The sequence below is a fragment of the Dermacoccus sp. PE3 genome (assembly GCF_001021715.1).
Classification (GTDB): Bacteria; Actinomycetota; Actinomycetes; order Actinomycetales; family Dermatophilaceae; genus Dermacoccus; species Dermacoccus abyssi.
Genome location: NZ_LDCM01000004.1, coordinates 97379 through 121124, shown reverse-complemented (window position 1 = coordinate 121124; position 23746 = coordinate 97379). Strand labels below are relative to the sequence as shown.

22 protein-coding genes, 1 tRNA gene and 1 riboswitch are annotated in these 23746 nt (G+C 69.2%); of the genes, 16 read left to right on the top strand and 7 right to left on the bottom strand.

Annotated features, from left to right (window positions below):
* Positions 1 to 175: 175 nt before the first annotated feature.
* Positions 176 to 347: riboswitch (cyclic di-AMP (ydaO/yuaA leader) on the top strand.
* Between the two features lie 8 nt (positions 348 to 355).
* The 6 genes from AA983_RS10935 (at position 356) to AA983_RS14935 (ending at position 4441) form a co-directional block, all read left to right on the top strand.
* Entirely contained in the window at positions 356 to 1078 is a 723-nt protein-coding gene (locus tag AA983_RS10935) for a transglycosylase family protein (RefSeq protein WP_047312314.1), read from the top strand.
* A 204-nt stretch (positions 1079 to 1282) separates the two neighbouring features.
* Positions 1283 to 1355, top strand: a tRNA-Thr gene (locus AA983_RS10930).
* Positions 1356 to 1700: 345 nt separating this feature from the next.
* Positions 1701 to 1967 (top strand): winged helix-turn-helix domain-containing protein, encoded by a 267-nt coding sequence (locus tag AA983_RS14940; protein WP_052947079.1) that lies wholly within the window; start codon positions 1701 to 1703, stop codon positions 1965 to 1967.
* Positions 1968 to 2095: 128 nt separating this feature from the next.
* Positions 2096 to 2629, top strand: a complete 534-nt coding sequence (locus tag AA983_RS10925) for a restriction endonuclease (protein WP_052947078.1) — start codon at positions 2096 to 2098, stop codon at positions 2627 to 2629.
* A 443-nt stretch (positions 2630 to 3072) separates the two neighbouring features.
* Positions 3073 to 3387 carry a hypothetical protein gene (locus AA983_RS10920; RefSeq protein WP_047312313.1) on the top strand — a complete coding sequence of 105 codons (315 nt, stop codon included), beginning with the start codon at positions 3073 to 3075 and terminating at the stop codon, positions 3385 to 3387.
* A 112-nt stretch (positions 3388 to 3499) separates the two neighbouring features.
* Complete coding sequence (locus AA983_RS14935; RefSeq protein ID WP_052947077.1) at positions 3500 to 4441, top strand: phosphatase PAP2 family protein; 942 nt, start codon at positions 3500 to 3502, stop codon at positions 4439 to 4441.
* On the opposite strand, the gene AA983_RS10910 is transcribed toward AA983_RS14935, so the two are convergent.
* From AA983_RS10910 to AA983_RS10885, 6 genes are read right to left on the bottom strand one after another with little or no spacing between them, the layout of a single operon-like run.
* Positions 4401 to 5165, bottom strand: a complete 765-nt coding sequence (locus AA983_RS10910) for an SDR family NAD(P)-dependent oxidoreductase (protein WP_047312312.1) — start codon at positions 5163 to 5165, stop codon at positions 4401 to 4403. The genes AA983_RS14935 and AA983_RS10910 overlap by 41 nt on opposite strands.
* 60 nt (positions 5166 to 5225) lie before the next feature.
* Positions 5226 to 6296: an ABC transporter ATP-binding protein gene (locus tag AA983_RS10905; protein ID WP_047312311.1), complete on the bottom strand. Its 1071-nt coding sequence runs from the start codon at positions 6294 to 6296 to the stop codon at positions 5226 to 5228.
* Positions 6293 to 7138: a molybdate ABC transporter permease subunit gene (gene modB / locus AA983_RS10900; protein WP_047312310.1), complete on the bottom strand. Its 846-nt coding sequence runs from the start codon at positions 7136 to 7138 to the stop codon at positions 6293 to 6295. Before modB ends, AA983_RS10905 begins: the two co-directional genes overlap by 4 nt.
* Positions 7139 to 7143: 5 nt before the next feature.
* Entirely contained in the window at positions 7144 to 7896 is a 753-nt protein-coding gene (gene modA / locus AA983_RS10895) for a molybdate ABC transporter substrate-binding protein (protein WP_052947076.1), read from the bottom strand.
* On the bottom strand, positions 7893 to 8765 hold the full coding sequence (locus AA983_RS10890; RefSeq protein WP_047312309.1) for an SGNH/GDSL hydrolase family protein: 873 nt from the start codon (positions 8763 to 8765) through the stop codon (positions 7893 to 7895). Before AA983_RS10890 ends, modA begins: the two co-directional genes overlap by 4 nt.
* Complete coding sequence (locus AA983_RS10885) at positions 8762 to 9436, bottom strand: uracil-DNA glycosylase (RefSeq protein ID WP_047312308.1); 675 nt, start codon at positions 9434 to 9436, stop codon at positions 8762 to 8764. The genes AA983_RS10890 and AA983_RS10885 overlap by 4 nt, the downstream gene beginning before the upstream one ends.
* 202 nt (positions 9437 to 9638) lie before the next feature.
* Here AA983_RS10885 and AA983_RS10880 point away from each other — a divergent pair, with 202 nt between their 5' ends.
* The 8 genes from AA983_RS10880 to AA983_RS10845 all read left to right on the top strand — a co-directional run bounded on the left by AA983_RS10880 (position 9639) and on the right by AA983_RS10845 (position 19780).
* On the top strand, positions 9639 to 9917 hold the full coding sequence (locus AA983_RS10880) for a DUF3263 domain-containing protein (protein WP_047312307.1): 279 nt from the start codon (positions 9639 to 9641) through the stop codon (positions 9915 to 9917).
* Positions 9918 to 10161: 244 nt separating this feature from the next.
* Positions 10162 to 11799, top strand: a complete 1638-nt coding sequence (groL, locus tag AA983_RS10875; RefSeq protein ID WP_047312306.1) for a chaperonin GroEL — start codon at positions 10162 to 10164, stop codon at positions 11797 to 11799.
* A 186-nt stretch (positions 11800 to 11985) separates the two neighbouring features.
* A complete protein-coding gene (locus AA983_RS10870; RefSeq protein ID WP_047312305.1) occupies positions 11986 to 13614 on the top strand; it encodes an ABC transporter substrate-binding protein in 1629 nt (542 codons plus the stop codon).
* A 4-nt stretch (positions 13615 to 13618) separates the two neighbouring features.
* A complete protein-coding gene (locus tag AA983_RS10865; protein ID WP_047312304.1) occupies positions 13619 to 14623 on the top strand; it encodes an ABC transporter permease in 1005 nt (334 codons plus the stop codon).
* Positions 14620 to 16281, top strand: coding sequence for an ATP-binding cassette domain-containing protein (locus tag AA983_RS10860; protein ID WP_082128866.1), 1662 nt, complete (start codon positions 14620 to 14622; stop codon positions 16279 to 16281). Before AA983_RS10865 ends, AA983_RS10860 begins: the two co-directional genes overlap by 4 nt.
* A complete protein-coding gene (locus AA983_RS10855; RefSeq protein ID WP_052947075.1) occupies positions 16278 to 16922 on the top strand; it encodes an ATP-binding cassette domain-containing protein in 645 nt (214 codons plus the stop codon). The genes AA983_RS10860 and AA983_RS10855 overlap by 4 nt, the downstream gene beginning before the upstream one ends.
* A gap of 84 nt (positions 16923 to 17006) precedes the next feature.
* The gene (locus AA983_RS10850) at positions 17007 to 17633 is read left to right on the top strand and encodes a PadR family transcriptional regulator (protein ID WP_082128865.1); all 627 of its coding nucleotides are present in this window, start codon (positions 17007 to 17009) and stop codon (positions 17631 to 17633) included.
* Positions 17630 to 19780: an NADPH-dependent 2,4-dienoyl-CoA reductase gene (locus AA983_RS10845; protein WP_047312301.1), complete on the top strand. Its 2151-nt coding sequence runs from the start codon at positions 17630 to 17632 to the stop codon at positions 19778 to 19780. The genes AA983_RS10850 and AA983_RS10845 overlap by 4 nt, the downstream gene beginning before the upstream one ends.
* Positions 19781 to 19872: 92 nt before the next feature.
* Here the strand turns inward: AA983_RS10845 and AA983_RS10840 are convergent, their stop codons facing one another.
* Positions 19873 to 20169, bottom strand: coding sequence for a WXG100 family type VII secretion target (locus AA983_RS10840; protein ID WP_047312300.1), 297 nt, complete (start codon positions 20167 to 20169; stop codon positions 19873 to 19875).
* A 281-nt stretch (positions 20170 to 20450) separates the two neighbouring features.
* Between AA983_RS10840 and AA983_RS10835 the strand changes: the two genes are divergently transcribed.
* Together AA983_RS10835 and AA983_RS10830 are read left to right on the top strand one after the other, a co-directional pair.
* On the top strand, positions 20451 to 21200 hold the full coding sequence (locus tag AA983_RS10835) for an ABC transporter ATP-binding protein (protein WP_197079006.1): 750 nt from the start codon (positions 20451 to 20453) through the stop codon (positions 21198 to 21200).
* A 2-nt stretch (positions 21201 to 21202) separates the two neighbouring features.
* A complete protein-coding gene (locus AA983_RS10830; RefSeq protein ID WP_052947074.1) occupies positions 21203 to 23743 on the top strand; it encodes an ABC transporter permease in 2541 nt (846 codons plus the stop codon).
* Positions 23744 to 23746: the final 3 nt, after the last annotated feature.

Genomic DNA, 23746 nt, shown 5'->3' with positions numbered 1-23746 from the left:
CATTTCAGGCCCGAAAGGCCTGATCTGTCACGAAGTTACCGCGACCTGATTGTTACGTAGGTCTCTCGTCCCGTAACGTTCCCTTCGCTGTGCACGATGTATTTCTCGTGTCGTCACGGCGACATGAGAACTCAACACAACCACTTATTCAGTGGGCGGTGCACACGCCAAACCTCGTCTGGCACCGCCGTTTCACCCGCAGATCGCGGGCTGAAGACGAGGGTGGGGGACCCACTTCCGACGCTCGCCGCACGGTGAGCGTCTCGGGGTGAAGCCGGTCCTCGCCGGCCGGGCACCTGACTGCCCGAACCCGACAGCTCACCTCACAGGCGTACGTCAGGAAAGGACACTCTCCATGGGTTACACCCCCAAGCACGTCGCTGCTTCCGAAAGCACCACCGGCCGCAAGGTCGCCGGCGTGGCTCTCGCCGGTGCCGCCACCGTCGGTGCCGGTCTCACCCAGGCCTCCTCGGCCTCCGCCGCCTCGGTCTGGGACCGCGTCGCTCACTGTGAGTCGACGGGCAACTGGCACATCAACACAGGTAACGGCTTCTACGGCGGCCTCCAGTTCACGCAGCAGACGTGGCGTGGCTTCGGCGGCGGTCAGTACGCCTCGTCCGCTCACCTCGCCACCCGCGAGCAGCAGATCGCGATCGCTCAGAAGGTTCTGCGCGTGCAGGGCCCGGGCGCATGGCCGCACTGCTCGGTTCGCGCCGGTCTGACCCGCGCCAACGGTGGCGCTGCTGCCGCTGCCCCGGTTTCGCGCGCCGCCGCCCGTCCGGCCGTGAAGTACTCGGCCCCGGCCGCGTCGCAGGGCGGCAAGCTCGCCGTCGACGGTGTTCTCGGCCCGCGCACGGCCCGTGAGCTCCAGGCCTGGGTCGGCACGTTCCGCGACGGTGTCGTCGGCGTCCAGACGAAGAAGGCCCTGCAGCGCAAGGTCGGCGTGTACGCCGACGGCATCGTCGGCCCGCGCACCGTTGCTGCGCTCCAGACGAAGGTCGGCATCTCGCGCGACGGCGCCAGCTACCTCAACGCCCGCACGGTTCGCGCTCTGCAGGCTTACCTGAACAACCACTGATCGGTTGATCCAGGGCTGACGGGCCCCGCCGCTTTCGAGCGGCGGGGCCTGTCGGCGTTTCCTGATGCAGATCTGTCGATCTGGCCGCGATGTTTCGTCACCGGGACCACCGAATTGCACTGGAGAGCGCGCCTGGTCGTGGCCTGGCGGGCAGGCCCCGTGTAGGTTCGGTAGGATCGCGTGGTCGCCCGGCACGGGCGGCGTGCTGGAGTGGCGCAATTGGTAGCGCACCTGTCTTGTAAACAGGTGGTTGTGGGTTCGAGTCCCATCTCCAGCTCTGCCCGGAATGGCGCGGATTTTCGGCCCTCTCGGCGGCGAAGGTTCCGAGTGTGTCCCTTAGTGCTCCATCCCGTTTCGAGACTTCGACGGAGGTCGCGCGAGCATGACCAAACGGTGAGCGGCGCTCGCCTAGCCGACTCCATCCGGCGAGTGTGAGGAGTTTCTTCACTGACTCAAGCGCGCCTCCGGCGCGAGCTGGCGGGCCTTCGGCCCGCCGCCGTGCCGAGCCCGCTCGGCACAGACGAGGGCGGAGCCGCGTGAGGAGCCCTGTCCTTTCGTCCTTCACTAAGCGCCACGGTTGCTAGAATGCCGCCTCACAGCCACCTGTCGGACGGAGCCAACCGTGTCGGTCCCCACCTACGAGGACATGATGCGTCCCGTCCTGGAGATCCTCGCAGCGAATGGCGAGACCCAGTTCCGGACCATGCCCGACCAGGTTGCCGATGTCATGCACATGAGCGAGGCCGACCGCGCCCAAAAGATCGGCAGCGGCCAGCTGGTGGTGACCAATCGAGTCGGCTGGGCCATCACCTACATGGTGCAGGCCGGAGTCGTCTCGCGACCTCGACGCGGATACGCCGAGATCACCCCCGTGGTCGCCAACTCCTGAGCCAAACGGCCGGGCCAATCTCCAACGCCAACCTCGCGCAGTTCGACGAGTTCCAAGAGTTCCGACGTCGCAGTCGCAAGCCCAACCGCGCCCAGGGCGAGACCGACGCCGTCACCACGACCGACGAAGTGATAGCAGACGCGGATACCCCCAAGGAGATCATCGACGCCACCGTCGCCACGGTCCACGGCGCCCTCGTCTCCGAGATCCTCGAACGCGTCACGCAGCTCTCGCCGAAGGACTTCGAATCCCTCGTTCTGAAGGTCCTTGGCGCGATGCAATACGGCACAGCGGGTCACATCGAGTCCACCGGCGACAGCGCGGACGCTGGGATCGACGGCGTCATCAGCCAAGACCCGCTCGGCCTCGACCGCATCTACGCCCAAGCGAAGCGCTACGCAAGAGACCGCACCGTGGGCCGACCCGCCATGCAAGCTTTCGTCGGAGCACTCCAGGGCCAGCAGGCCGACCGAGGCGTCTTCATCGCCACGTGCGCCTTCACCCGTGAGGCCCTCGACTATGCCGACCGCGTGGGGGTGCGCATCATCCCCATCAACGGCATCGAACTCGCCGAACTCATGCTCAAACACCGGGTCGGCGTGCAGACGGACTACGTCGCCACCCTGCTCCGGCTGGACGAGGACTTCTACGACTCGCTCTGAGCGCACGTCACCTTCACGCCTCCGACCCTCCGCCCACCTCCGGACCGCATCAAGGGCGCTCCGCGTCACTGCGTGATGGACTCCGTCCACCTTGACCCGGCCACTCCGGCAGGCTCCTCTGCTCCGCTACAGGGTCGGCGGCTAAATCCGGCCAGCCCCTCCACTCACGCCTCCTATTTGGTCCCGAGAAGGGCCGATCCAGCCCGAGACGGCCCGCGCATCCACGCGAATACCGTTGGAAACACGGGGATTCCGAGTCCCAGCAGTACCCAGCCGAGGAGCCCCGCAGGGAAACAGGTGGTTGTGGGTTCGAGTCCCATCTCCAGCTCTGTGAATTCCGCTCGCAGTGTGCCGATGTCCGCGAGAACCTCCGGGTGACGCGTGCCTTCTGGTGAGCTGGGGGCGTCAAGGCACGGTTCAGACTCGTTTCCTACGATGTCGTCATGAACCTCAAGCCCGCAGCAGACGTCCAGACCGCACCCCTCGCAGCGCTCGGCCTCCTCGGGGGCTACGTCACCGCCCGCGAGACGCAGATCCGCCCGCTCGGCGGCGTGGTCCTCGCCCTCGCCGGTGCTTACGCCGGACGCACCTGGGTCGCCAAGGCCGGTGCCGCCAAGGCCGCCGCCCTCGGCGCCGTGTACCTCGGCGGTTTCGGTGCCTCGCACCCCCTCGCCAAGAAGGTTGGCGCCTGGCCGTCCGTCCTCGGTGTTGCGGCGGCCTCCGCCGCCGCGTCGTACGCCCTCGTCGACCGCAGCTGATACCCGTGCGCACGCGCCGCCCGCAGCGTCTGTTGACGCGATGCTGGCGGCTCGTCGTGACCCTGCCCGATAGACTCGGGCGATCCGTTCTCCGGCACGAGGAGGTGCCCACGTGAGTGCCGAGCGCCCCTCGTCGGAGGCATCCGCCTCCCCCTGCGAGCGCATCGGGGCCTCGGACGACGAACTGCTCGGCGAGGACGCCGCCGCACCGCCACGCTGGGTGCGCAACCTCGCGAAGCCCGTCGGTGGGCGTCCTGCGCTGCTGCTCGAGCTGTTCATCTTCTGGATGTTCTTCCAGTACTTCAGCTACGCGCAGGAGCACATCCGCGGAGGCCCGATCGAGTCCGTGCGCCACGCGCACGAACTGTTCGATCTGGAGAAGACGCTCCACATCGACGTCGAACTCTGGCTCAACGCCGGCCTCGCCGCAGTGCCGCCGCTCGCCATCGCCGCGGGCTACTACTACGGCATGGTGCTCGCCACCGTGCCCATCACCCTGGCGCTCGTCTGGTGGTTCAACCCCCAGGGCTTCCGACGGCTACGCAGACTTCTCATCGCGACGACGCTGCCCAGCCTGCTCGTCTTCTGGCTCCTGCCCATGGCGCCGCCACGCTTCGCGGTGCCCGGCGTCGTCGACATCAACGCCGTCTACAACATCCTCGGGGGCGCGCTCGCGCGCGACCCGTCACGCTCGGCCAACCTGTACGCGGCCATGCCCAGCCTGCACTGCGCGTGGTCGACCTGGGTGGCCTACGCGCTGTGGGAGACGTGGCGTCACACCCGTCCGACGTGGGCGCGCCTCGCGTGGCTGTTCCCCGCCATGACCTACTGGAACGTCATGGCCACGGGCAACCACTTCGTGCTCGACATCGTCGGCGGCGTCGCGCTGTTCCTCATCGCCCTCGTCATCGTCCGTGTGGTCAAGGGCGCCGAGGAGCGGGTCTGGCGCGACGACGCCGACAGTCGGGTTGGTGTCGTTGCGCCAGCAGTCACAGCTGACGCCGGCGGCGTCGCTACTTCGGCGGCATCCGCAGAGCCCCGTCGAGGCGGATGACCTCGCCGTTGAGCAGCCCGTTGTCGACGATGTGGGCCACGAGCGAGGCGTACTCGTCCGGGCGGCCCAGACGCGACGGGTGCGGCACGGCCTGACCGAGCACCTCACGTGCAGCCTCTGGGAGTCCGGCGAGCATCGGCGTCTCCATCGTGCCGGGAGCGATCGTCATGACGCGCACGCCGAGATCGGCGAGGTCGCGCGCTGCAGGCAGCGTGAGGCCGACGACGCCGCCCTTGCTCGAGGCGTAGGCGGCCTGGCCGATCTGCCCGTCGTAGGCGGCCGCGCTGGCCGTCATGACGACGACGCCGCGGTCGCCGTCGACCGGCTCGTTCGTCGCCATCGCCTCGGCGGAGAGGCGAAGCACGTTGAACGTGCCGACGAGGTTGATGTCGATGACCGTCTTGTACTGCTCGAGTGCGTGCACGCCCTTGCGGCCGAGGATGCGGCCCGGCGTGGCCACGCCGGCGCAGGACACGGTGATGCGGAGTTCCCCGAGCTCCGTGGCTGCGGTGACGGCGGCCTGTACCTGGGCCTCGTCGCGTACGTCGGCGGCGACGAAGCGGGCGCGCTCGCCCAATTCTGCGGCGAGTGCTTCGCCCTTCGACGAGGGCAGGTCGACGATGACGACGCCCGCTCCGGCGTCGTGCAGGCGGCGGGCGGTGGCCTCCCCGAGGCCCGAGCCGCCACCGGTGACGAGGGCGACGGTGTTCTGCGTGATGTTCATGCCTCGAACCCTATCGACTGGCGAAGCGGCTTTGTGGGCTGCGTCACGCCCGCCCGAACCTCAGTGGTAGAGGGTCACCTCGGTGGCCTTCACCGTGGCGTGTACGGGTACTCCGGGTGCGAGTGAGAGGTCGGCGACGGCGTCGAGCGTCACGTCCGCGACGAGGTCCGCGTCCCCCGTGAGGTGCACGCGCGCCGAGGTGCCGGTGTGCTCGATCTGCGCGACGCGCACCGCCCACGTGTTGCGCGGGGAACCCTCGGGACGGCTCGGCCACAGAGACACGGAGCTCGGTGCGAATGCGGCGAGGTGCTCAAGATCGCCTGCCGGGGGGTGCTCGCCCCCGGCGGCCGTGATGCGTGCACCGTCAGCGGTGACGAGCGTCGCGCCGTCGACGACGCGCCCACGCCACAGGTTGAGCCCCACGAGGCGCGCAGCGAACGGGCTGCGCGGACGGCGCACGACCTCGCTCGGCGTGCCGCCGTCGCTGAGGTGACCGCCGTCGAGGAAGACGAGGCGATCGGCGAGGGTGAGCGCTTCGACGGCGTCGTGCGTGACGAGAAGGGTCACGACATCCTGTTGGTCGCGCAGACGCTCGCCGAGGAGCGCCCGTAGGTCGTCGCGGCCCCGTGCGTCGATGGCGGACAGCGGTTCGTCGAGCAGGAGGACGCTCGGGTCGAGCGCCAGAGCACGCGCGAGCGCGACTCGCTGGGCTTGGCCGGAGGAGAGTGCGTCCGGACGTCGCCCGGCGAGGTCAGCGGCAAGGCCGACGCGGCTGAGTTCTTCACGCGCTCTCGCTCGCGCAGCCTCTTTCGAGGCCCCGCGGGCCCGCAGCCCGAACGCGACGTTGTCGAGGGCGCTGAGGTGGGGGAACAGGTCACCGCGAGCCGTCATCATCCCGACGCGGCGGGCGCGTGGCGGAAGGTGCCGTGCGCCGTCGTCCCAACGCTCGCCGCCGACGTGGAGGGCGCCCTCGGCGAGGGGCGTGAGTCCGGCGAGCACCTCGAGCAGCGTCGTCTTGCCGCTGCCGTTCGGCCCGAGAACACCGATGACCTCACCGGGTGCGGCGTCGAGCGCAGCGTGGAGGACGAAGTTGCCGAGACGGGTGGTGCCGGCAAGCGAGAGGCCGGTCATCGGCGCTCACCTCCCGCGCCCACCCAGTGACCCCGCAGCAGGGCGAGCAGGACAACGCAGAGGGCGAGCATGAGCGCCGCGAGCGCCGTCGCGGCGTCCTGGCTGATGTCGAGGGCTTGGTAGACGGCGAGCGGCCCCGTCTGAGTACGCCCGGGGTAACTGCCCGCAAACGTGATCGTGGCCCCGAACTCGCCGAACGCGCGCGCCCACGCGAGCGTCAGCCCGGCGAGGAGGCCGGGCAGCGTCATCGGCACGAGGACGTGGCGCAGCGTGAACCAGCGGGAGGCGCCGAGCACCTCGGCGGTGCGGCTCCAGCGCGCGTCGAGGCCGCGGAACGCGCCCTCGGCGGCGAGGACGAAGAACGGCATCGCGACGAACGTTTCCGCCATGACGACGCGGACCCACGAATAGGGCACCGGCTCGCCCGTCACAGCCGTCACGGCGCGCCCGAGCAGCCCCGAGCGCCCCCACGCATCGAGCAAAGCAACGCCCGCGACGACCGGCGGCAACACGAGGGGCACGGTGACGACGGCCCGCGTCCAGGCGGCGGCGCGACCACGCAGGCGGGAGAGCCACCAGGCGAGCGGAGTGCCGAAGAAGGAAGCGAGCAGCGCCGACGTCACGGTGGTGCGTAGCGAAAGCCACAAAGCCTCGCGGGCACCGGCAGTCGTGAGGTCGTCGAGGAGGCTGCCCCAACGCACCTGCGTGAGCAGCGCGACGAGGGGGAGGACGATCAAGAGCAGAGCGACGACGGCGAGTGTCACGAGCACGATCCCGCCGCGGTCACCCGTGCCTGCGCTCCTGCGTGCAGGCGGGGGAGCGCTTGCCGTCTCGTCGCTCATCGTCGTCAGCCGGGCAGGCCGAAGCCGTTGCCCTGCAGGACTCGTCGCCCTTCGTCGCCGCGCACGAACTGCGCGAAACCCTTCGCGTCGGCAGTGTCGCTCCACGCCGTGATCGGCAGTGTCGTCGTGACGTTCGAGGCCGTCGGTACCTCGACGCCGCTCACCTTCGAGCGTGCGCTCGAGGCGTCGGTGGCGTACACGAGCGCCGCCTCCGCGTCACCGGCGACGACCTTGGCGAGCGTTGCCTTGACGTCCTTCTCGTAGCTGACGATGTGTGGCGCGACCTTCGCCTTGGTGAGGGCCTTGTGGGCAGCGCGCCCGCACGGCACCTCCTTGGCGCACAGAACGGTGTCGACCTTCGCGAGGTCGGCGAGACCCGTGACGTGCGCTGGGTTCCCGCGGGGCGTGACGATCTCGAGGCGGTTCGTGGCGAACGGCGTCCACGCCTTGCCCTCGGCCAGATCCTTCGGCAGCTTCTTCGGTGCCTCGGTGTCGGCGAGAGCCACCACATCGGCCGGAGCGTCGTGGGAGAGCTGGGTGACGATCGTCGAACTGGCCGCGAAGCTCACCTCGACGTGGGTGCCGGGGTGAGCCTTCTCGTAGGCGCGCGCCAACGTCGTGAACGACTCCGTGAGCGACGCGGCGGCAAGCACCGTGACGGTCTTGTCGTCGCCCTCCGACGCACGGCAGCCGCCGGCACTCATGGCGAGCGCTGCTGCAACCGGCACACTCATGAGGCGCCATGCCCGTGCCGTCACGCCTCGTCGTCGACCATCAACGAGCGGGCCGTCAGAAGATCCACGGGCGTGAGTTCGGGACGCTTCGGGAGGCGACCGTCACCGGAACTCGTGCCCTTGATACGACGTTCCACCCACGGCGCGAGGTACTGACGCGCCCACTCGGCGTCCTCGGCGACGCGCTGGCGCACCGGCTTCGGAGCCTGCGCCGGCAGGTGGGCGAGCCACTCGCCGGTCGTCGGAAGCCCGAGCGTCCATGCCGCCTGCTGCGCGACGCGCTTGTGGCCTTCGGCGGAAAGGTGCAGACGGTCGACGGACCACATGCGCGGATCGCGCAGGGGGGTCATCGACCACAGATCGAGCACGTAGCAGTCGTGCCGCTGCGCGATACCCCACAGGTTCGCAAGGTGCCACGTGATGCGCGGGCGCAGGCGCGTCATGATCTTCGACGCGGCGGGGTTGACGAGCGTCGCCAGCAGGACGTCGGAGCCGGCCTCCTTGAGGCGGACGACGGCGTCCTCGATGCCGGCCGCGAGATCGTCGAGGTTGACCGACGGGCGCATGATGTCGTTGCCGCCACCCACCATGCTCACGAGGTCGGGCTTCATCGCGAGGGCCGCGTCGAGCTGGGGGCCGATGACGTCCGCGAGTAGTCTGCCGCGCACCGCGAGGTTGGCGTACTCGAGCTTCGCGCCCCGCTCCTCCTGCTGCATCGCGATGTCGACGGCGAGGCGATCAGCCCACCCGAGGTAGGCGTCGTCCTCGCGGGGGTCGTGGTCGCTCATGCCCTCGGTGAAGGAGTCACCGATGGCGACGTACCGGTGCCAGAGCAGACCGTGGTGCGTCTGTTCGGATGCCTGAGCCCCGGGCGCGGGGAGGTCGTTCGTCATGCAATACGCCAATCGATCGTGTGGGTTTCGAGCTGCTCCAAGAGCTCGTTCGTGCGGCTGAAGGGCTTGCTGCCGAAGAAGCCGCTGCGCGCGGAAAGCGGTGAGGGATGCGCGGATTCGACGGTCGGGGTGTCGCCGAGGTGCGGGGCGAGTGAGCGGGCGTCGCGACCCCAGAGAATGGCGACGAGGGGCTGCTTGCGCTCGACGAGCGCCGTGATGGCCTGCGCCGTGACGTTCTCCCAGCCGTGACCGCGGTGGCTTGCGGGCTTGCCGGGCTGAACGGTGAGGCAGCGGTTGAGCAGCAGCACGCCCTGGTCGGTCCACGCGCTCAGGTCACCGTGTTCCGGCGGCTCGATGCCGAGGTCGTCCTTGAGTTCCGCGTAGATGTTCTGCAGGCTGCGCGGGATCGGGCGGACGTGCGCATCGACGGCGAAGCTGAGCCCGATCGGGTGCCCCGGCGTCGGGTACGGGTCCTGGCCGACGATGAGGACGCGCACGTCCTCGAACGGCTGGGTGAACGCTCGCAGGACGTTCTCGCCCGCCGGCAGGTACCCGCGCCCGGCGGCCACTTCGTCGCGCAGGAACTGCCCGGCAGCGGCGATGTGGTCGGCGACCGGCGCGAGGGGTTCCACCCAGCTGGGATGTACGAGTTCGTCATACGGCTGCGGCATGCCGCCAAATCTATCGCGAGTCGATTCACCGCGCGGCGTGCTCCGAACGGGCCGGAGGCTCGAGCGTCTTGCACGTGGATGGTCGGTTTGGGTGAAGATGCGCGCGACGTCGGCGTCATCTTCAGCCAAACCCGCCATCCACGCGCCTTTGTCCTGGCCCTGGTGTTCGGGCGGGCAGGAGGCGACGATCTACCCTGGTCGCATGCCCGTCATCGAGACCCCTGCAGGTGCCCGCGTCCCCGGTGACGACGAGGCGCCCGGGCTGAGTGAACGAGACCGCGCCATGCTCGCCTTCGAGCGCGAGTGGTGGAAGCTGCCCGGCGCCAAGGAAGCCGCCATCAAGGAGCGCTTCGGCATGAGCGCGACGCAGTACTACCAGCAACTCAACGCCCTCGCCGACACGGCCGAGGCGCTTGCGGCCGACCCTCTGCTCGTCAAGCGCATCCAGCGCCGTCGCGCCTCACGCCGTCGCACGAGCTGAGCGCCCACCCCGACCTGCGTCTGCCGCTGTGAGCGAACACGGCGGTCGCAGCCCCGTCGCCGTTTGCACTCGCAGGGGGCGAGTGCTAATCATGGCCTTAGCACTCTGAACATGAGAGTGACAAAGACCTGACTGCATGAGTGAGGGTTCGGGGCTCGCGCGACATGACCGCGCGAACGATCGGGCTCGTCCGTCGCGGGCGCTGGTGCGGTCACTACGTACGTCACGTGGAGGAGCCACGCACATGGCCAAGACCATTGCTTTCGACGAGGAGGCCCGTCGCGGCCTCGAGCGCGGCATGAACACCCTTGCCGACGCGGTGAAGGTGACGCTCGGCCCCAAGGGCCGCAACGTCGTCCTCGAGAAGAAGTGGGGCGCACCCACGATCACCAACGACGGTGTCTCCATCGCCAAGGAGATCGAGCTCGACGACCCGTACGAGAAGATCGGCGCGGAGCTCGTCAAGGAGGTCGCCAAGAAGACCGACGACGTCGCCGGTGACGGCACGACGACGGCCACCGTCCTCGCGCAGGCCATGGTGAAGGAGGGCCTGCGCAACGTTGCGGCCGGCGCCAACCCGATGGCGCTCAAGCGCGGCATCCAGCAGGCCGTCGACGCCGTGAGCAAGCAGCTGCTCGACCACGCCAAGGAGATCGAGACGAAGGAGCAGATCGCTGCTACCGCGTCCATCTCCGCCGCTGACCCGCAGATCGGTGAGCTCATCGCCGAGGCCATGGACAAGGTCGGCAAGGAAGGCGTCATCACCGTCGAGGAGTCGAACACGTTCGGCCTCGACCTCGAGCTCACCGAGGGTATGCGCTTCGACAAGGGCTACATCTCGGGTTACTTCGTCACCGACACCGAGCGTATGGAGGCCGTCCTCGACGACCCGTACATCCTCGTCGTCAACTCGAAGATCTCGAACATCAAGGACCTGCTGCCGGTTCTCGAGAAGGTCATGCAGTCGGGCAAGCCCCTCATGATCATCGCCGAGGACGTCGAGGGCGAGGCCCTGTCGACGCTCGTGGTCAACAAGATCCGCGGCACGTTCAAGGCCGTGGCCGTCAAGGCTCCGGGCTTCGGTGACCGCCGCAAGGCCATGCTCGGCGACATCGCCATCCTCACGGGCGGCCAGGTCATCTCCGAGGAGGTCGGCCTCAAGCTCGAGACCACCGAGCTCGACATGCTCGGCCGCGCCCGCAAGGTCGTCGTCACGAAGGACGAGACGACGATCGTCGAGGGCGCCGGCGACGACGAGCAGATCAAGGGCCGTGTTGCTCAGATCCGCGCCGAGATCGAGAACTCCGACTCCGACTACGACCGCGAGAAGCTCCAGGAGCGCCTCGCGAAGCTGGCCGGTGGCGTCGCCGTCATCAAGGCCGGTGCCGCGACGGAGGTTGAGCTCAAGGAGCGCAAGCACCGCATCGAGGACGCCGTTCGCAACGCGAAGGCCGCCGTCGAGGAGGGCATCGTCGCCGGTGGTGGCGTCGCGCTCATCCAGGCCACGAAGGACGCCGAGTCGGCCTTCGCCGGTCTCGAGGGTGACGAGGCCACGGGTGCGAACATCGTGCGCGTCGCCGCTGAGGCTCCGCTCAAGCAGATCTCGCTCAACGCGGGTCTCGAGCCGGGCGTCATCGTCGAGAAGGTGCGCGGTCTGACGCCGGGCCACGGTCTCAACGCCGCCACGGGCGAGTACGTCGACATGATCTCCTCGGGCATCATCGACCCCGCCAAGGTGACGCGTTCGGCTCTGGAGAACGCTGCGTCCATCGCGGCGCTGTTCCTCACGACCGAGGCCGTCATCGCCGACAAGCCCGAGAAGAACGCCGGCGGCGACGCCGCCGGTGCGGGTATGGACGGCATGGGTGGCATGGGCTTCTGATCCCACCCCTCGCGTGAAGCGGGCGATCACCTTCGGGTGGTCGCCCGCTTCGCTGTGCGCGTCGACCGGCGTGGTGGCGGCACAGTGACGCGTGCCTCACGGCCTATGTGCGACGTCGTCGCACCAGGGCGTTAGGGTAGGCCTGCGCCTCGGCGCTGGGGATTCTGGATCACAAGGAGTACGCACATGGTTCGCACGGCGAACAGGACGACCATCGCTGCGGCAGCGGCCGCACTCGGAGTGGCTCTGGCGGGGTGCTCGGCGCCCGGGGGCTCGGACGGTGACAAGGCGTCGTCGTCGACGAACCAGATCACGCTGGCAGATGCCGAGCCGGTCGGTCAGTACTACCCGGTAGCCGGTTACGGCGCGACGGGCGTTTCACCTGTGTTCGAGGGTCTCCTGCGTCCGTCGGCGCCGAACGACAAGGAGCTTCCCGACCTCGCGCCCGCGCTGGCCGAGTCGAAGCCGAAGGTGAGCGACGGCGGCAAGACGTGGACGGTGCGCCTCAAGAAGGGCGTGACGTTCCACGACGGCAGCGCCTTCGACTCCAAGGACGTTGCGGCCACCTACCGCGCGGTGCTCGACCCGAAGTCCGCGTCGCCGATCGCCGACGACTACCGCCTCATCGACAAGGTGGAGACGCCGGACGCCTCCACGGTCGTCTTCCGCCTCAAGGCGCCGAACGGCGGCTTCGCCTCGCGCCTGCTCCTCGGCATCGCGCCGAGCGAGAAGGTCACCTCGGGTGACGCGGCGAGCTCCGAGCTCAACACCAAGCCCGTCGGCACGGGCCCGTTCAAGCTCCAGAAGCTCGCGCCGAACGAGGCCACGTTCGTGGCCAACGACAAGTACCGCAGCGGCAAGCCCGAGGTGGACAAGGTCGTCATCCGTCACGTCGAGGACGACAACGCCCGCATGCAGCAGGTCGTCTCCGGGCAGGTCGACGGCTCCGCGCTGCCGCCGCGCCTGGCCAAGAGCGTCGAGGGGCGTGACGGCCTCAAGGTCACCGGTGTGCGCTCCGCCGACTGGCGTGGGGTTTCGCTGCCGGTGTCCGTGCCGATCACCTCCCAGCCCGAGACGCGCCGTGCGCTCAACATCGGGGTGGACCGCGAGGCGCTCGTCGAGAAGGTGCTCGCCGGGCGCGGCACCCCGGAGGTCAGCCCCATCACGAAGGTCTTCCCCCAGCACGCCGACGTCGACTTCACGAAGGCCAAGGGTGCAGCCCGCAAGGCCGAGGCCGAGAAACTCCTCGACGAGGCGGGGTGGAAGAAGGGCGCCGACGGTGTCCGCACGAAGGACGGCAAGCGCGCCGAGCTGACGCTCGCCTACCCCGCGTCCGACACCCTGCGCCGCGAACTGGCCTCCGCCTTCGCCGACCAGTTGCGCGGCCTCGGCGTCAACGTGAAGCTGTGGGGCGGCAGCTGGGACGACATCGAACCCAAGATGCGCACGACGGCCGTCATGCTCGGTGGTGGCGACAATCCGTACACCGTCGACACCCAGGCCCACCGCGCGCTGCACTCGCGCGGTTCCGCGTCCGGGCCGTTCGACAACCCCGGCAACTACAAGAACGCGAAGGTCGACGCAGCTCTGGAGGCGGCACAGTCGACCTCCGACGAGACCGAAGCGACGAAGCAGTACCGCGCCGCGCAGGACGAGTACGTCAAGGACCCGGCGTACGTCGTGCTCGCCACCCTGCACCACACGTACGCCTCGCGGGACAAGGGTTTCTCTGGCCCGGCGCCGATCGTCGAGCCGCACTCTCACGGCACGACGTGGGGCCCGTGGTGGTCGCTGGGCGCGTGGAAGAAGAACTGATCGCGTGAAGGCACTTCGTCGTCGGTTCGGGGAACGGCGTCACGAGATCGGCGTGCTCACGGCACGCCGTGCCCTCGCGACGCTGTTCGTCGTGCCCGCGGTGACGCTGGCAACTTTCGCGCTCGCGGCGCTCTCGCCGCTCGACCCGCTCGTCACCTACCTCGGGGACGGCTTTGAGCACACGGGTCGCGCCGAGCGCGACGCGATCAGCGACTCGCTCGGGCTTGACGTGCCGTTCTGGCAGACGTGGTGGAACTGGATGGCGAACGCCTTCACCGGCGACTTCGGTGCGAGCCACAGCCTCAAACAGCCCGTGACGACGGTGTTCGCCGAGCGCTTGCCGTGGACGCTGGGCCTGTCGGTCGTCGCGCTCGTTATCGCGCTGCTCGTCGCGTTCGGCGTCGCCGCTGTCGCCGCGTTGCGCCCCGACGGTCTGCTCGATCGCGCGCTCGAACGGGTGACGCTCGCCCTCACCGGAATGCCCCCGTTCGTCATCGGTCTGCTCGCCGTCGCGCTGTTCGCGGTGACCCTGCGCTGGTTCCCGGTCGGCGGGCTCACCGAGCCCGGGCAGCCGGTGACGTTCGGCGGCGTGGTGCACCACATCGTCATGCCCGCGGTCGTGCTCGCCCTGAGCCAGGTGCCCTGGTTCGCCCTGGCCCTGCGCGAGTCCGTGCGTGAGGCGCTCGGGAGCGGCGCCGTACGTGAGGCCCAGGTGCGCGGCCTCTCGCGCGGTGAGGTGCTGCGCGGCCACATCGCCCCGGTCTCTGCGGCCGCTCTCATCGCCCTCATGGGGGCGCGGCTGCCCGAGCTCGTCGTCGGCGCCCTCGTCGTCGAGGAGGTCTTCAGCTGGCCCGGCCTCGCCGACGCCACCGTGGAGGCGGCCCTGACGGCCGACTTCGCGTTGCTCGCCGCGGTCACCGCTGCCACGACGCTCGTCATGATGCTCGGCTCGTGGCTCTCGGACTGTGCCCTGCTCGTCGTCGACCCGCGAGCGCAGGTGGAGCGATGAGCCCCCGAAGCGTCTCTGCTGGTTTGCGGCCACGGCGCGGCCCGGCGATCGTTCTCGCCCTCATCGCGGCCTACGCCGTGTTGTGGCCGCTGCTCGCGTCGTCGGGGATGCGCGAGTCGAACTACGACACCGCCCGCACGGCCCCCGGCTGGCCGCACGTCATGGGCACCGACACGCTCGGTTTCGACGTGTCGGTCCAGGTGGCCGAGGCGCTGCGGGTCTCGCTCGTCGTCGCGCTGGGTGCGGCGCTCGTCGCGACAGTGCTCGGTCTTGCCGTCGGGACGGCGGCGGCCAGCCTCGGCGGGCGGGCGGATCGTCTGCTCATGCGCGTCACCGACGCCGTGGCCTCCGTGCCGCACCTTCTTGCGGCGATCGTCGTCGTCGCCATGTTCCGTGGCTCCGTCACGGCCATCCTCATCGCGCTCGCGCTGACGCACTGGCCCACCGTCGCCCGCGTGGTGCGGGCCGAGACCCAGGCCGTGCTCGCGTCCGAATACGTCGCGTGCTCCCGCGTCGCCGGAGCATCGTCGACGCAGATCGTGCGCCACCACGTGCTCTCCGCGGTGGCCCCGCAGACGGCGCTCGCCGTGACGATGCTCGTGCCGCACGCGATCTGGCACGAGTCGACCCTGTCGTTCCTCGGCATCGGTCTGCGCCCCGAACAGGCCAGCCTCGGCACGCTCATCGCGACCTCGCGCGCGGGGCTGCTCACCGGGCAGTGGTGGCCGCTCGTCTTCCCGTCGATCTTCCTCGTCGTGCTGACGTTGGCGCTGTCGTCGTTGTACGCGAAGCGCATACGTGGGGCTTCTGCGCCGCCCGCTCTGGTCGAGGCCGAGCAGGCCGGGTCGGAAGAGCCTTCTGACGAGGCGTCCGGCGCTCGCGATTCAGGCCACCGCGCTGCGCTGCGCCTCGAGCACGTCAGCGTGCGTCGTAGCCGCGGCGAGCAGACGACGCTCGCGTGCGACGACATCAGCTTCGCGGTCGCGGCGGGGGAGGTGGCGGCCCTCGTCGGTGAGTCCGGTGCTGGCAAGTCGACGCTCGTGGCGGCCTGCTGCGGTTTGGTGCCGCGTGACGCGCGCGTCGAGGGGCGCATCGTCGCGGGTGATGTCGTCGTCGACCCGCACCGTCCGGGTTCGGCCTCCGCGCAGGTGGGCCACGTTCCGCAGGACGTCTCGGACGCGTTCACCCCGACCCGGCGCCTTCGCGGGCAGATCGAGGAGGTGCACCGCCGTCATGACGGTGCACGCGCCCTGGCCGAGCTCTGCGAGCTCGTGCACCTCGACGAGAACCTGCTCGAACGCTTTCCGCACCAGCTCTCCGGCGGTCAGCTGGCCCGCGCGGCGCTCGTCGCAGCGCTCGCCTCCGAACCGCGGGTGCTCGTGGCCGACGAACCGACGGCCGGCCTCGACCCCGAACTCGCCTCGCAGTTGCTCGCCGTGCTGCGCGGCATTGCGGACGACGCCGGCGTCGCCGTCCTCGTCGTGACGCACGAGATCGACGCCGTGCTGAGCGGCGACCTCGTCGACCGCGTGGCGGTGCTGCGTGACGGCGTCCTCGTGGCGCACACCGAGCCTGCAGCGTTGGCCGCCGAGACGTCCGACGACTACCTGCGGGCACTCACGGCGACGGCGGCGCGCGTCGGGCAGGGGGAGCGATGAGTCTCGTGGCACGCCAGGTGGCGTACACCTACCCGGGCGCGAACGGCGCGCAGGTCGGTCCGCTCGACCTCGAGGTGCTCCCGGGCGCCGTCACGGCCCTCGTGGGCCCCTCGGGTAGCGGCAAGTCGACACTGACGCGACTGCTCGCCGGGCTCCTCGCCCCGAGTGTCGGTGAGGTGCGCTGCGACGACGAACCCGTGCGTGCCGGGGGGCGGTTGAGTGGCCACACCGCGCTGCTCACCCAACACCCGCTCGCGGCGGCCGATCCGCGCATGCGCCTTGGCGACGCGATCCAGCTGGCGGCCCGTCTGCGTGGCAGGCAGGTCGATGCCGTGGCGCTCGCGGAGGAGGTGGGCCTCGACGGCTCGGTGCTCGACCGGTTGCCTCGTGAGGTTTCCGGAGGGCAGCTCCAGCGGCTGCTTCTCGCCCGAGCCCTCGCTCAGGGGCCGCGCTACCTCCTCGCCGACGAGGCCACGGCCCACCTCGACCCGATCACGTCGACGGCCATCGCTGACGCTCTCCGGCGCCGCGCGGCTGACGGGTTGGGCATCCTGCTCGTCACGCACGATCACGCGCTCGCCGCGTCGCTCGCCGAGTACCGCTACGCCCTCGACGCAGGGGGCCGCACGCTGTCGGCGTGAGTCGCTGAACCCTTCAACCCAGCCCTTGGGTGGCTTCACGCTGCCCGCGTTGACATGCACCTGCGCGCATATGAAACTAAGTGCATGTCGTTGCAGCACGCGCTCCTCGTCTCCCTCGCGGAGCAGGAGGCCACCGGGTACGACCTGACGCGTCGCTTCGACCGCTCGCTCGGCTTCTTCTGGCGAGCCACGCACCAACAGATCTACCGCGTCCTCGGGCGCATGGCCGAGGACGGCCTGCTCGCCGTCCGCATCGAACCGGGGGAGGGGCGCCCGGATCGACGGGTTTACGCCGTCACCGATCTCGGTCGCGAAGAGTTGCTGCGCTGGACGCGGGAGCCCACCCCGAGCGAACAGCTGCGCTCGGAGTTCGCCGTCAAGATCCGCGGCATGGGCTTCGGTGACGAGGACGCCGTCGTCGCCGACATTCGACGCCGGCGCGCCGAGCACGCCGAACAGCTCGCCTACTTCGAGGCGAACCGTGCCAAGCACTACCCGGACGTCGAAGCGCTCACCGACGAGGAGCGTCCGCTGTACGCGGTGCTGCGCGGCGGCATCCTCACCGAGCAGTCCCTGCTCGCGTGGTGCGACGAGATGCTCGACCTGTTCGGAGCCTCCGACGTTCCCGTCGCAGACACCCCACCGACTGCCATCCGACACGAGACCACCGAGGCGCCCGAGGCGTCACGTACATCGAGGAGAACCGCATGAGTTACGAGCACCTGCTCAGCCCGCTCGAGGTGAGCGGCGTGACGCTGAAGAACCGCGTCATGATGGGCTCGATGCACACCGGCTTCGAGGACAAGAAGCGTGACTTCCCGCAGCTGGCGCGCTACTTCGCCGCCCGCGCCGAAGGTGGCACCGCGCTCATGGTGACGGGTGGTTTCGCGCCGAACACGACCGGTCAGCTCAGCCCGTTCGGGTCGATGCTCACCGCGAAGCGTCAGGTCGATCGCCACAAGATCGTCACCGACGCGGTGCACGAGCACGACAGCCGCATCCTCATGCAGATCCTCCACGCGGGTCGTTACGGCTACACGCCCTGGAGCAAGAGCGCGTCGAACAAGAAGTCGCCGATCACGCCGTTCCGCCCCAAGGCGATGACGACCAAGGACGTCGAGCGTACGATCCGCGACTACGCGACGTCGGCGCGCCTGGCGAAGGAAGCCGGCTACGACGGCGTCGAGATCATGGGTTCCGAGGGCTACCTCATCAACCAGTTCCTCGCCGCGCGCACGAACGACCGCACGGACCGCTTCGGTGGCAGCGCCGAGGCGCGTATGACCCTGCCGCGCGAGATCGTCCGTGCCGTGCGTGACGCCGCGGGTGAGGACTTCATCGTGCTGTACCGCATCTCGGTGGCGGACCTCGTCGACAACTCGCAGACGTTCGAGGAGATCGCGACGCTCGCGCAGCACCTGCAGGCCGACGGCGCGTCGATGTTCAACTCGGGCATCGGCTGGCACGAGGCTCGCATCCCGACGATCGTGACGTCGGTGCCGCGCGCCGCGTTCGCGTGGGCCACCGGCAAGCTGCGCGCCGAGGTCGACATCCCCGTCATCGCGAGCAACCGCATCAACACGCCCGAGGTGGCCGAGCAGCTGCTCGCCGACGGCCTGGCCGACATGGTCTCGATGGCGCGCCCGCTGCTCGCCGACCCGGACTTCGTCAAGAAGACCGAGGCCGGGCGTACCGACCTCATCAACACCTGCATCGCTTGCAACCAGGCCTGCCTCGACCACACCTTCGGCGGCAAGAAGGTGAGCTGCCTCGTCAACCCGCAGGCCGGGCGCGAGGGTGAGCTCGTGCTCCTGCCGGTGCCGAAGCAGCGCACCAAGAGCGTTGCCGTCGTCGGCGCCGGCCCCGCCGGTCTCGCCGCCGCGACGAACCTCGCCGAGCGCGGCCATGCCGTCACGCTGTTCGAGACGCGCGATCACCTCGGTGGCCAGTTCCGTCTCGCGATGAACATCCCCGGCAAGGAGGAGTTCGCCGAGACCCTGCGCTACTTCACGCGTCGCCTCGAGGAGCTCAAGGTCGAGGTGCGCCTCGGCACGAAGGCCGACGCCGACGTGCTGGCCGAGTTCGACCACGTCGTGCTCGCCACGGGCGTCGTGCCGCGTCGCCCGCAGATCGAGGGCCTCGACCACCCGAAGGTCATCATGTACGACGAACTGTTGCGCGGCGAGAAGACGGCCGGCGCGAGCGTCGCCGTGGTCGGCGCCGGAGGCATCGGTTTCGACGTGAGCGAGTTCCTCCTGCACGAGCCGCACGAGACGCTCAAGCACTGGATGGAGCGCTGGGGCGTCACCGACTCCGAAACGGTGCCGGGCAACATCACCGAGAAGGTGATGGAGGATCCGCGCCGCCAGGTCTACCTCGTGCAGCGCAAGCACACGGCGCTGGGCAAGGGCCTCGGCAAGACGACCGGTTGGGTGCACCGGCAGACGCTCAAGGACTCGAAGGTCGAGTTCATCGGCGGCGCCACGTACGACCGCATCGACGATGACGGCCTCCACCTGACGCTCACCGCCGCGCCGCCGCGCCCCGTGGGCCCGGTGACGAAGCTGTCGAAGAAAACCGGCCTGCCGCTCGGCATGGTGCCGCAGCTCAAGGCGCTCGACAAGCGTCTGGGCAAGGTGTCGAGCGAGGCGCAGGAGAAGTTCGACGCCGCCGAGCCGGTCACGCGGGTGCTCGACGTCGACACCGTCGTCATCTGCGCCGGCCAGGAGTCGGTGCGCGACCTCATCCCCGGCCTCGACGAGAGCAAGGTGACCGTCATCGGCGGCGCCGATGTGGCCGCCGAGCTCGACGCGAAGCGTGCCATCAAGCAGGCGACGGAGGTTGCCGCCGCCTTGTGAGCCGGCAGGTCCGAAGCGCGCCCGCACGTTCTTCCACGCTAGGTCGTGGAGGTTCGCGCGGGCGCGCTTCGTGTTCGTGCGTGAGTGGGCTGTCAGGCGCTGATCCAGCGACGCATGTTGGTGTCCTCGGCCGTCGAGTACTCGTTGCTCGTGAGGTGAAGCGTCGAGCTGATCGAGCTGAGGGTGCCCTTGAGCTTCGTCATGTCGGTGTGCCACGTCGTCATCAGGGACGAGAAGTTGGTCGACGCCGAGCCCTTCCACTGCGTCTGCAGGGTCGTCAGCTTCGTGTTGAGGTTCGTCAGGGACGTCTCGAGCTCGGTGACGAGGGTGGCCGTGTCGGTGCCGTGGGTGGAGATCGCGTCGGAGTCGACGGTGTACTGCGATGCCATGGTGCTGCCTTTCGAACGGGGGAGGCGAGGGGGTTCGTCTCCTCGGGTTCGACGGTAGGCAGGACGCTTCGAGCGGTGCTGTTCGTTATCCACAGGCGCGCCCAGCCGTCACACCTGTGGACGGTGCGCACCCCCGACACGTGACTGCCCCTACCTTCCCTTGCCCCGGGTATCCCGTTGATGCCGTAGCCCATTGCCTTGTCTGTGACCACCGCCGGCTCGTGGTCTCGACGGCGCTGCCGTTTCCACCCCTTGTCAGTGCGGCGCGCTAGGTTGGCGGCATGAGCGAACGCACGATCGCGGCGGAGGCCGACGGCCTGACGATGGCGTACGGCGAGGGCGACGCGCGTGTCCTCGCGCTCGACGGGGTGAGCCTCGATCTTTACGAGGGCGAGTTCACCGCCGTCATGGGCCCGAGCGGATCGGGCAAATCCACCCTCATGCACTGCCTCGCTGCGCTCGAGACGCCCACCGACGGCAAGGCCTACATCGGTGACGCCGAGGTCAGCGGCCTCGACGACAAGCGCCTCACCGCGCTGCGCCGCGACCGCATCGGCTTCATCTTCCAGTCGTTCAACCTCGTGCCGACGCTCACAGCGCGCGAGAACATCCTGCTGCCCGCCTCGATCGCCAGGCGCAAGGTCGACCAGGAGCTGTTCGACGACGTCATCCACGCCGTCGGGCTCGAATCGCGACTCGGGCACCGCCCCAGCCAGCTCTCCGGTGGCCAGCAGCAACGCGTCGCATGTGCGCGTGCCCTCGTCACGCAACCCGACATCATCTTCGCCGACGAACCCACCGGCAACCTCGACTCCCGCTCCGGCGAGGAGGTCCTGAGCTTCCTTCGTCGCAGCGTCGACCGGCTCGGGCAGACCATCGTCATGGTCACCCACGACGCCTTAGCTGCCGGCTTCACCGATCGTGTCGTCTTCCTCGCCGACGGCCGCGTCGTCGACGAGATGCGCGACCCCACGTCGGAGCGCGTGCTCGACCGCATGAAGCAATTCGAGTTCCGCGCCGGGCGGCGATAAGGGTGCTCGCCACCTCGCTCAAGACGGTGTGGGCGCGCAAACTGCGCCTGCTCATGAGCACGTTCGCCATCGTGCTCGGCGTCGCCTTCGTCGCCGGCTCGCTCATGTTCACCGACTCCCTCGGCAAGGCCTTCACCGGCATCATGAACGGCACCGTCGGTGACGCCAACGTCCGCCTCGCCCAGGAGAACGGCGGTCACGGCTCGCGCCTCGGCGCTCGCATCATCCCGCCGAGCGCGCTCGAGAAGGCCCGAGCCGCCGACGGCGTCAAGCAGGTCGACGGAGTCGTCACCTCCATTTCGGCCACCGTCCTGGCCAAGGACGGCAAGGTCATCGGCGGGCAGGGGGCGCCTGCGTTCGGCGTCAACTTCCACACAGCCAAGGCCGCCGAGGGCGCCGAGGGCCTCCACATCACCGAGGGCCGGGCACCGACGAAGAACGGTGAGATCGCGCTCGATCCGAAAACGGCAGAGCGCGGCGGCTACCGAATCGGCGACACGGTGAGCATCCTCACCACCGGTGAGACGCCGCGCTACTCCGGCAAACTCGTCGGCTTCGCCTCCTACGCCAACGGCTCGATGGTCGGCACGACGCTCGCCGTCGTCGACACGAAGACCTCCCAGAAGCTCTTCCTCGACGGGCGCGACGGCTACACCTCGCTGTGGGTCGAGGCCGAGCCCGGCACGTCCCAGGGCGACGTCGTCAAGGCCCTCAAACCCACCGTTCCGGAGGGCTTCGAGGTCGTCACCGGCAAGCAGGCCTCAGACGAGGCGGCCTCCGGAATCCAGGACGCGCTGTCGTTCATCACGACCTTCCTCCTCGTCTTCGCGGGCGTCGCGCTGCTCGTCGGCTCGTTCCTCATCGTCAACACGTTCGGCATCCTCGTCGCGCAGCGCAGCAAGGAATTGGCGCTCATGCGCGCGCTCGGCGCGTCGCGGCGTCAGGTCTTCGGCGGCGTCGTCATCGAAGCGCTCGTCGTCGGTTTCATCGGTTCGGTGCTCGGCATCGGCGTCGGCGTCCTGCTCGCCAAGGGCATCTCGGCCCTGCTCGCTCGTCTCGGCGCCGAGATCGACACCGGTGGCCTCACACTCGAGCCCCGCACCATTATCGTGTCGCTCGTCATCGGCCTCGGCGTCACGACGCTCGCGGCCTGGCTTCCGGCCCGCCGTGCCTCCCGCATCTCACCGATCGCTGCCATGCGCGACGACCAGGTCGAGCCCGAGCAGACGGTCTCCCGTCGCGCGTGGTTCGGTGCGCTCCTGTTCGTCATCGGCGTCGCGCTCGTCGTCGCGCAGCTCATCACCGACTCGAGCATTTGGGTGTTCGTCACCGGCATGGTGCTCATGCTCTTCGGCACCATCGCGGCCACACCCGTGCTGGCGCGCCCGGTGGTACGCGGCATCGGTGCCCTCGCCCGGCGTCAGGGCGTCGTGGCACGCCTCGCCGAGGAGAACTCGCTGCGTAACCCGCGCCGCACCGCGGCCACGACATCGGCGCTCATGATCGGGCTCGCGCTCGTGTCGATGATGACGGTGTTCGGCGCCTCGGCCTCGGGCAGCATCGATGCCCTCATCGCCAAGAGTTTCCGCGGCGACTTCGTCGTGAGCGGCCAGCGCTCGGAGCCGATGTCGCAGAGCATCGCGCCGTCGATGAAGAAGGTCGACGGCGTCCGTGAGGTCTCACGCCAGCGGTACGGCGACGGCACGGCCAACGACGCTCCCGCCACCTTCCTGGCCGTCGACGCGGCCACCCTCGACGACGTTGCACCGATCACGGTGACGCAGGGTTCGAACGCGCTCGACGACTCGAAGCTCCTCGTCTCGACGGACGTCGCGAAGGCCTTCAACTGGAAGCCGGGCACTCAGGTGCGCATCACGGTCGACGGCTCGCACACCCGCGCGGTCAACGTCGCGGGTGTCTTCGACAAGGAGGACAACGACCGTCAGGACGACTACGTCGTCACCATCCCGACGTTCGAAGCAATCGGCGGCGCGGAGAAGGACAACATGCTCCACGTCCTCGCAGCCGACAGCGCCGACCGGAAGAAGGTGCAGGCCGGGCTCGAAGGTGTCGTCAAGGACATCCCGACGATCACGGTGAAGGACCAGGAGGGCTACGCGGCCGAGCAGCGCGCGCCGATCGACTCGATGCTCACCCTCATCTACGGCCTGCTCGGTCTCGCCATCGTCATCGCCGTGCTCGGCATCATCAACACGCTCGCGCTGTCCGTCATCGAGCGCACCCGCGAGATCGGGCTGCTACGGGCGGTCGGTCTGAGCCGCCGTCAGCTGCGCTCGATGGTGCGCCTCGAGGCCGTGACGATCTCGCTCATCGGTGCTCTCATCGGCGTTGTCCTCGGCACGATCTTCGGGGTGCTGTTCCAGCGCACGCAGGCCGATTCGGGTGTTGACGTCCTCGTCATTCCGTACGGGCGCCTCGCGCTCTTCCTCGTGCTCGCGGCCCTCGTGGGTGTGCTCGCCGCCTGGTGGCCGGCCCGACGCGCGTCGAAGCTCAACATCCTGTCCGCCATCGCCACAGAGTGATCA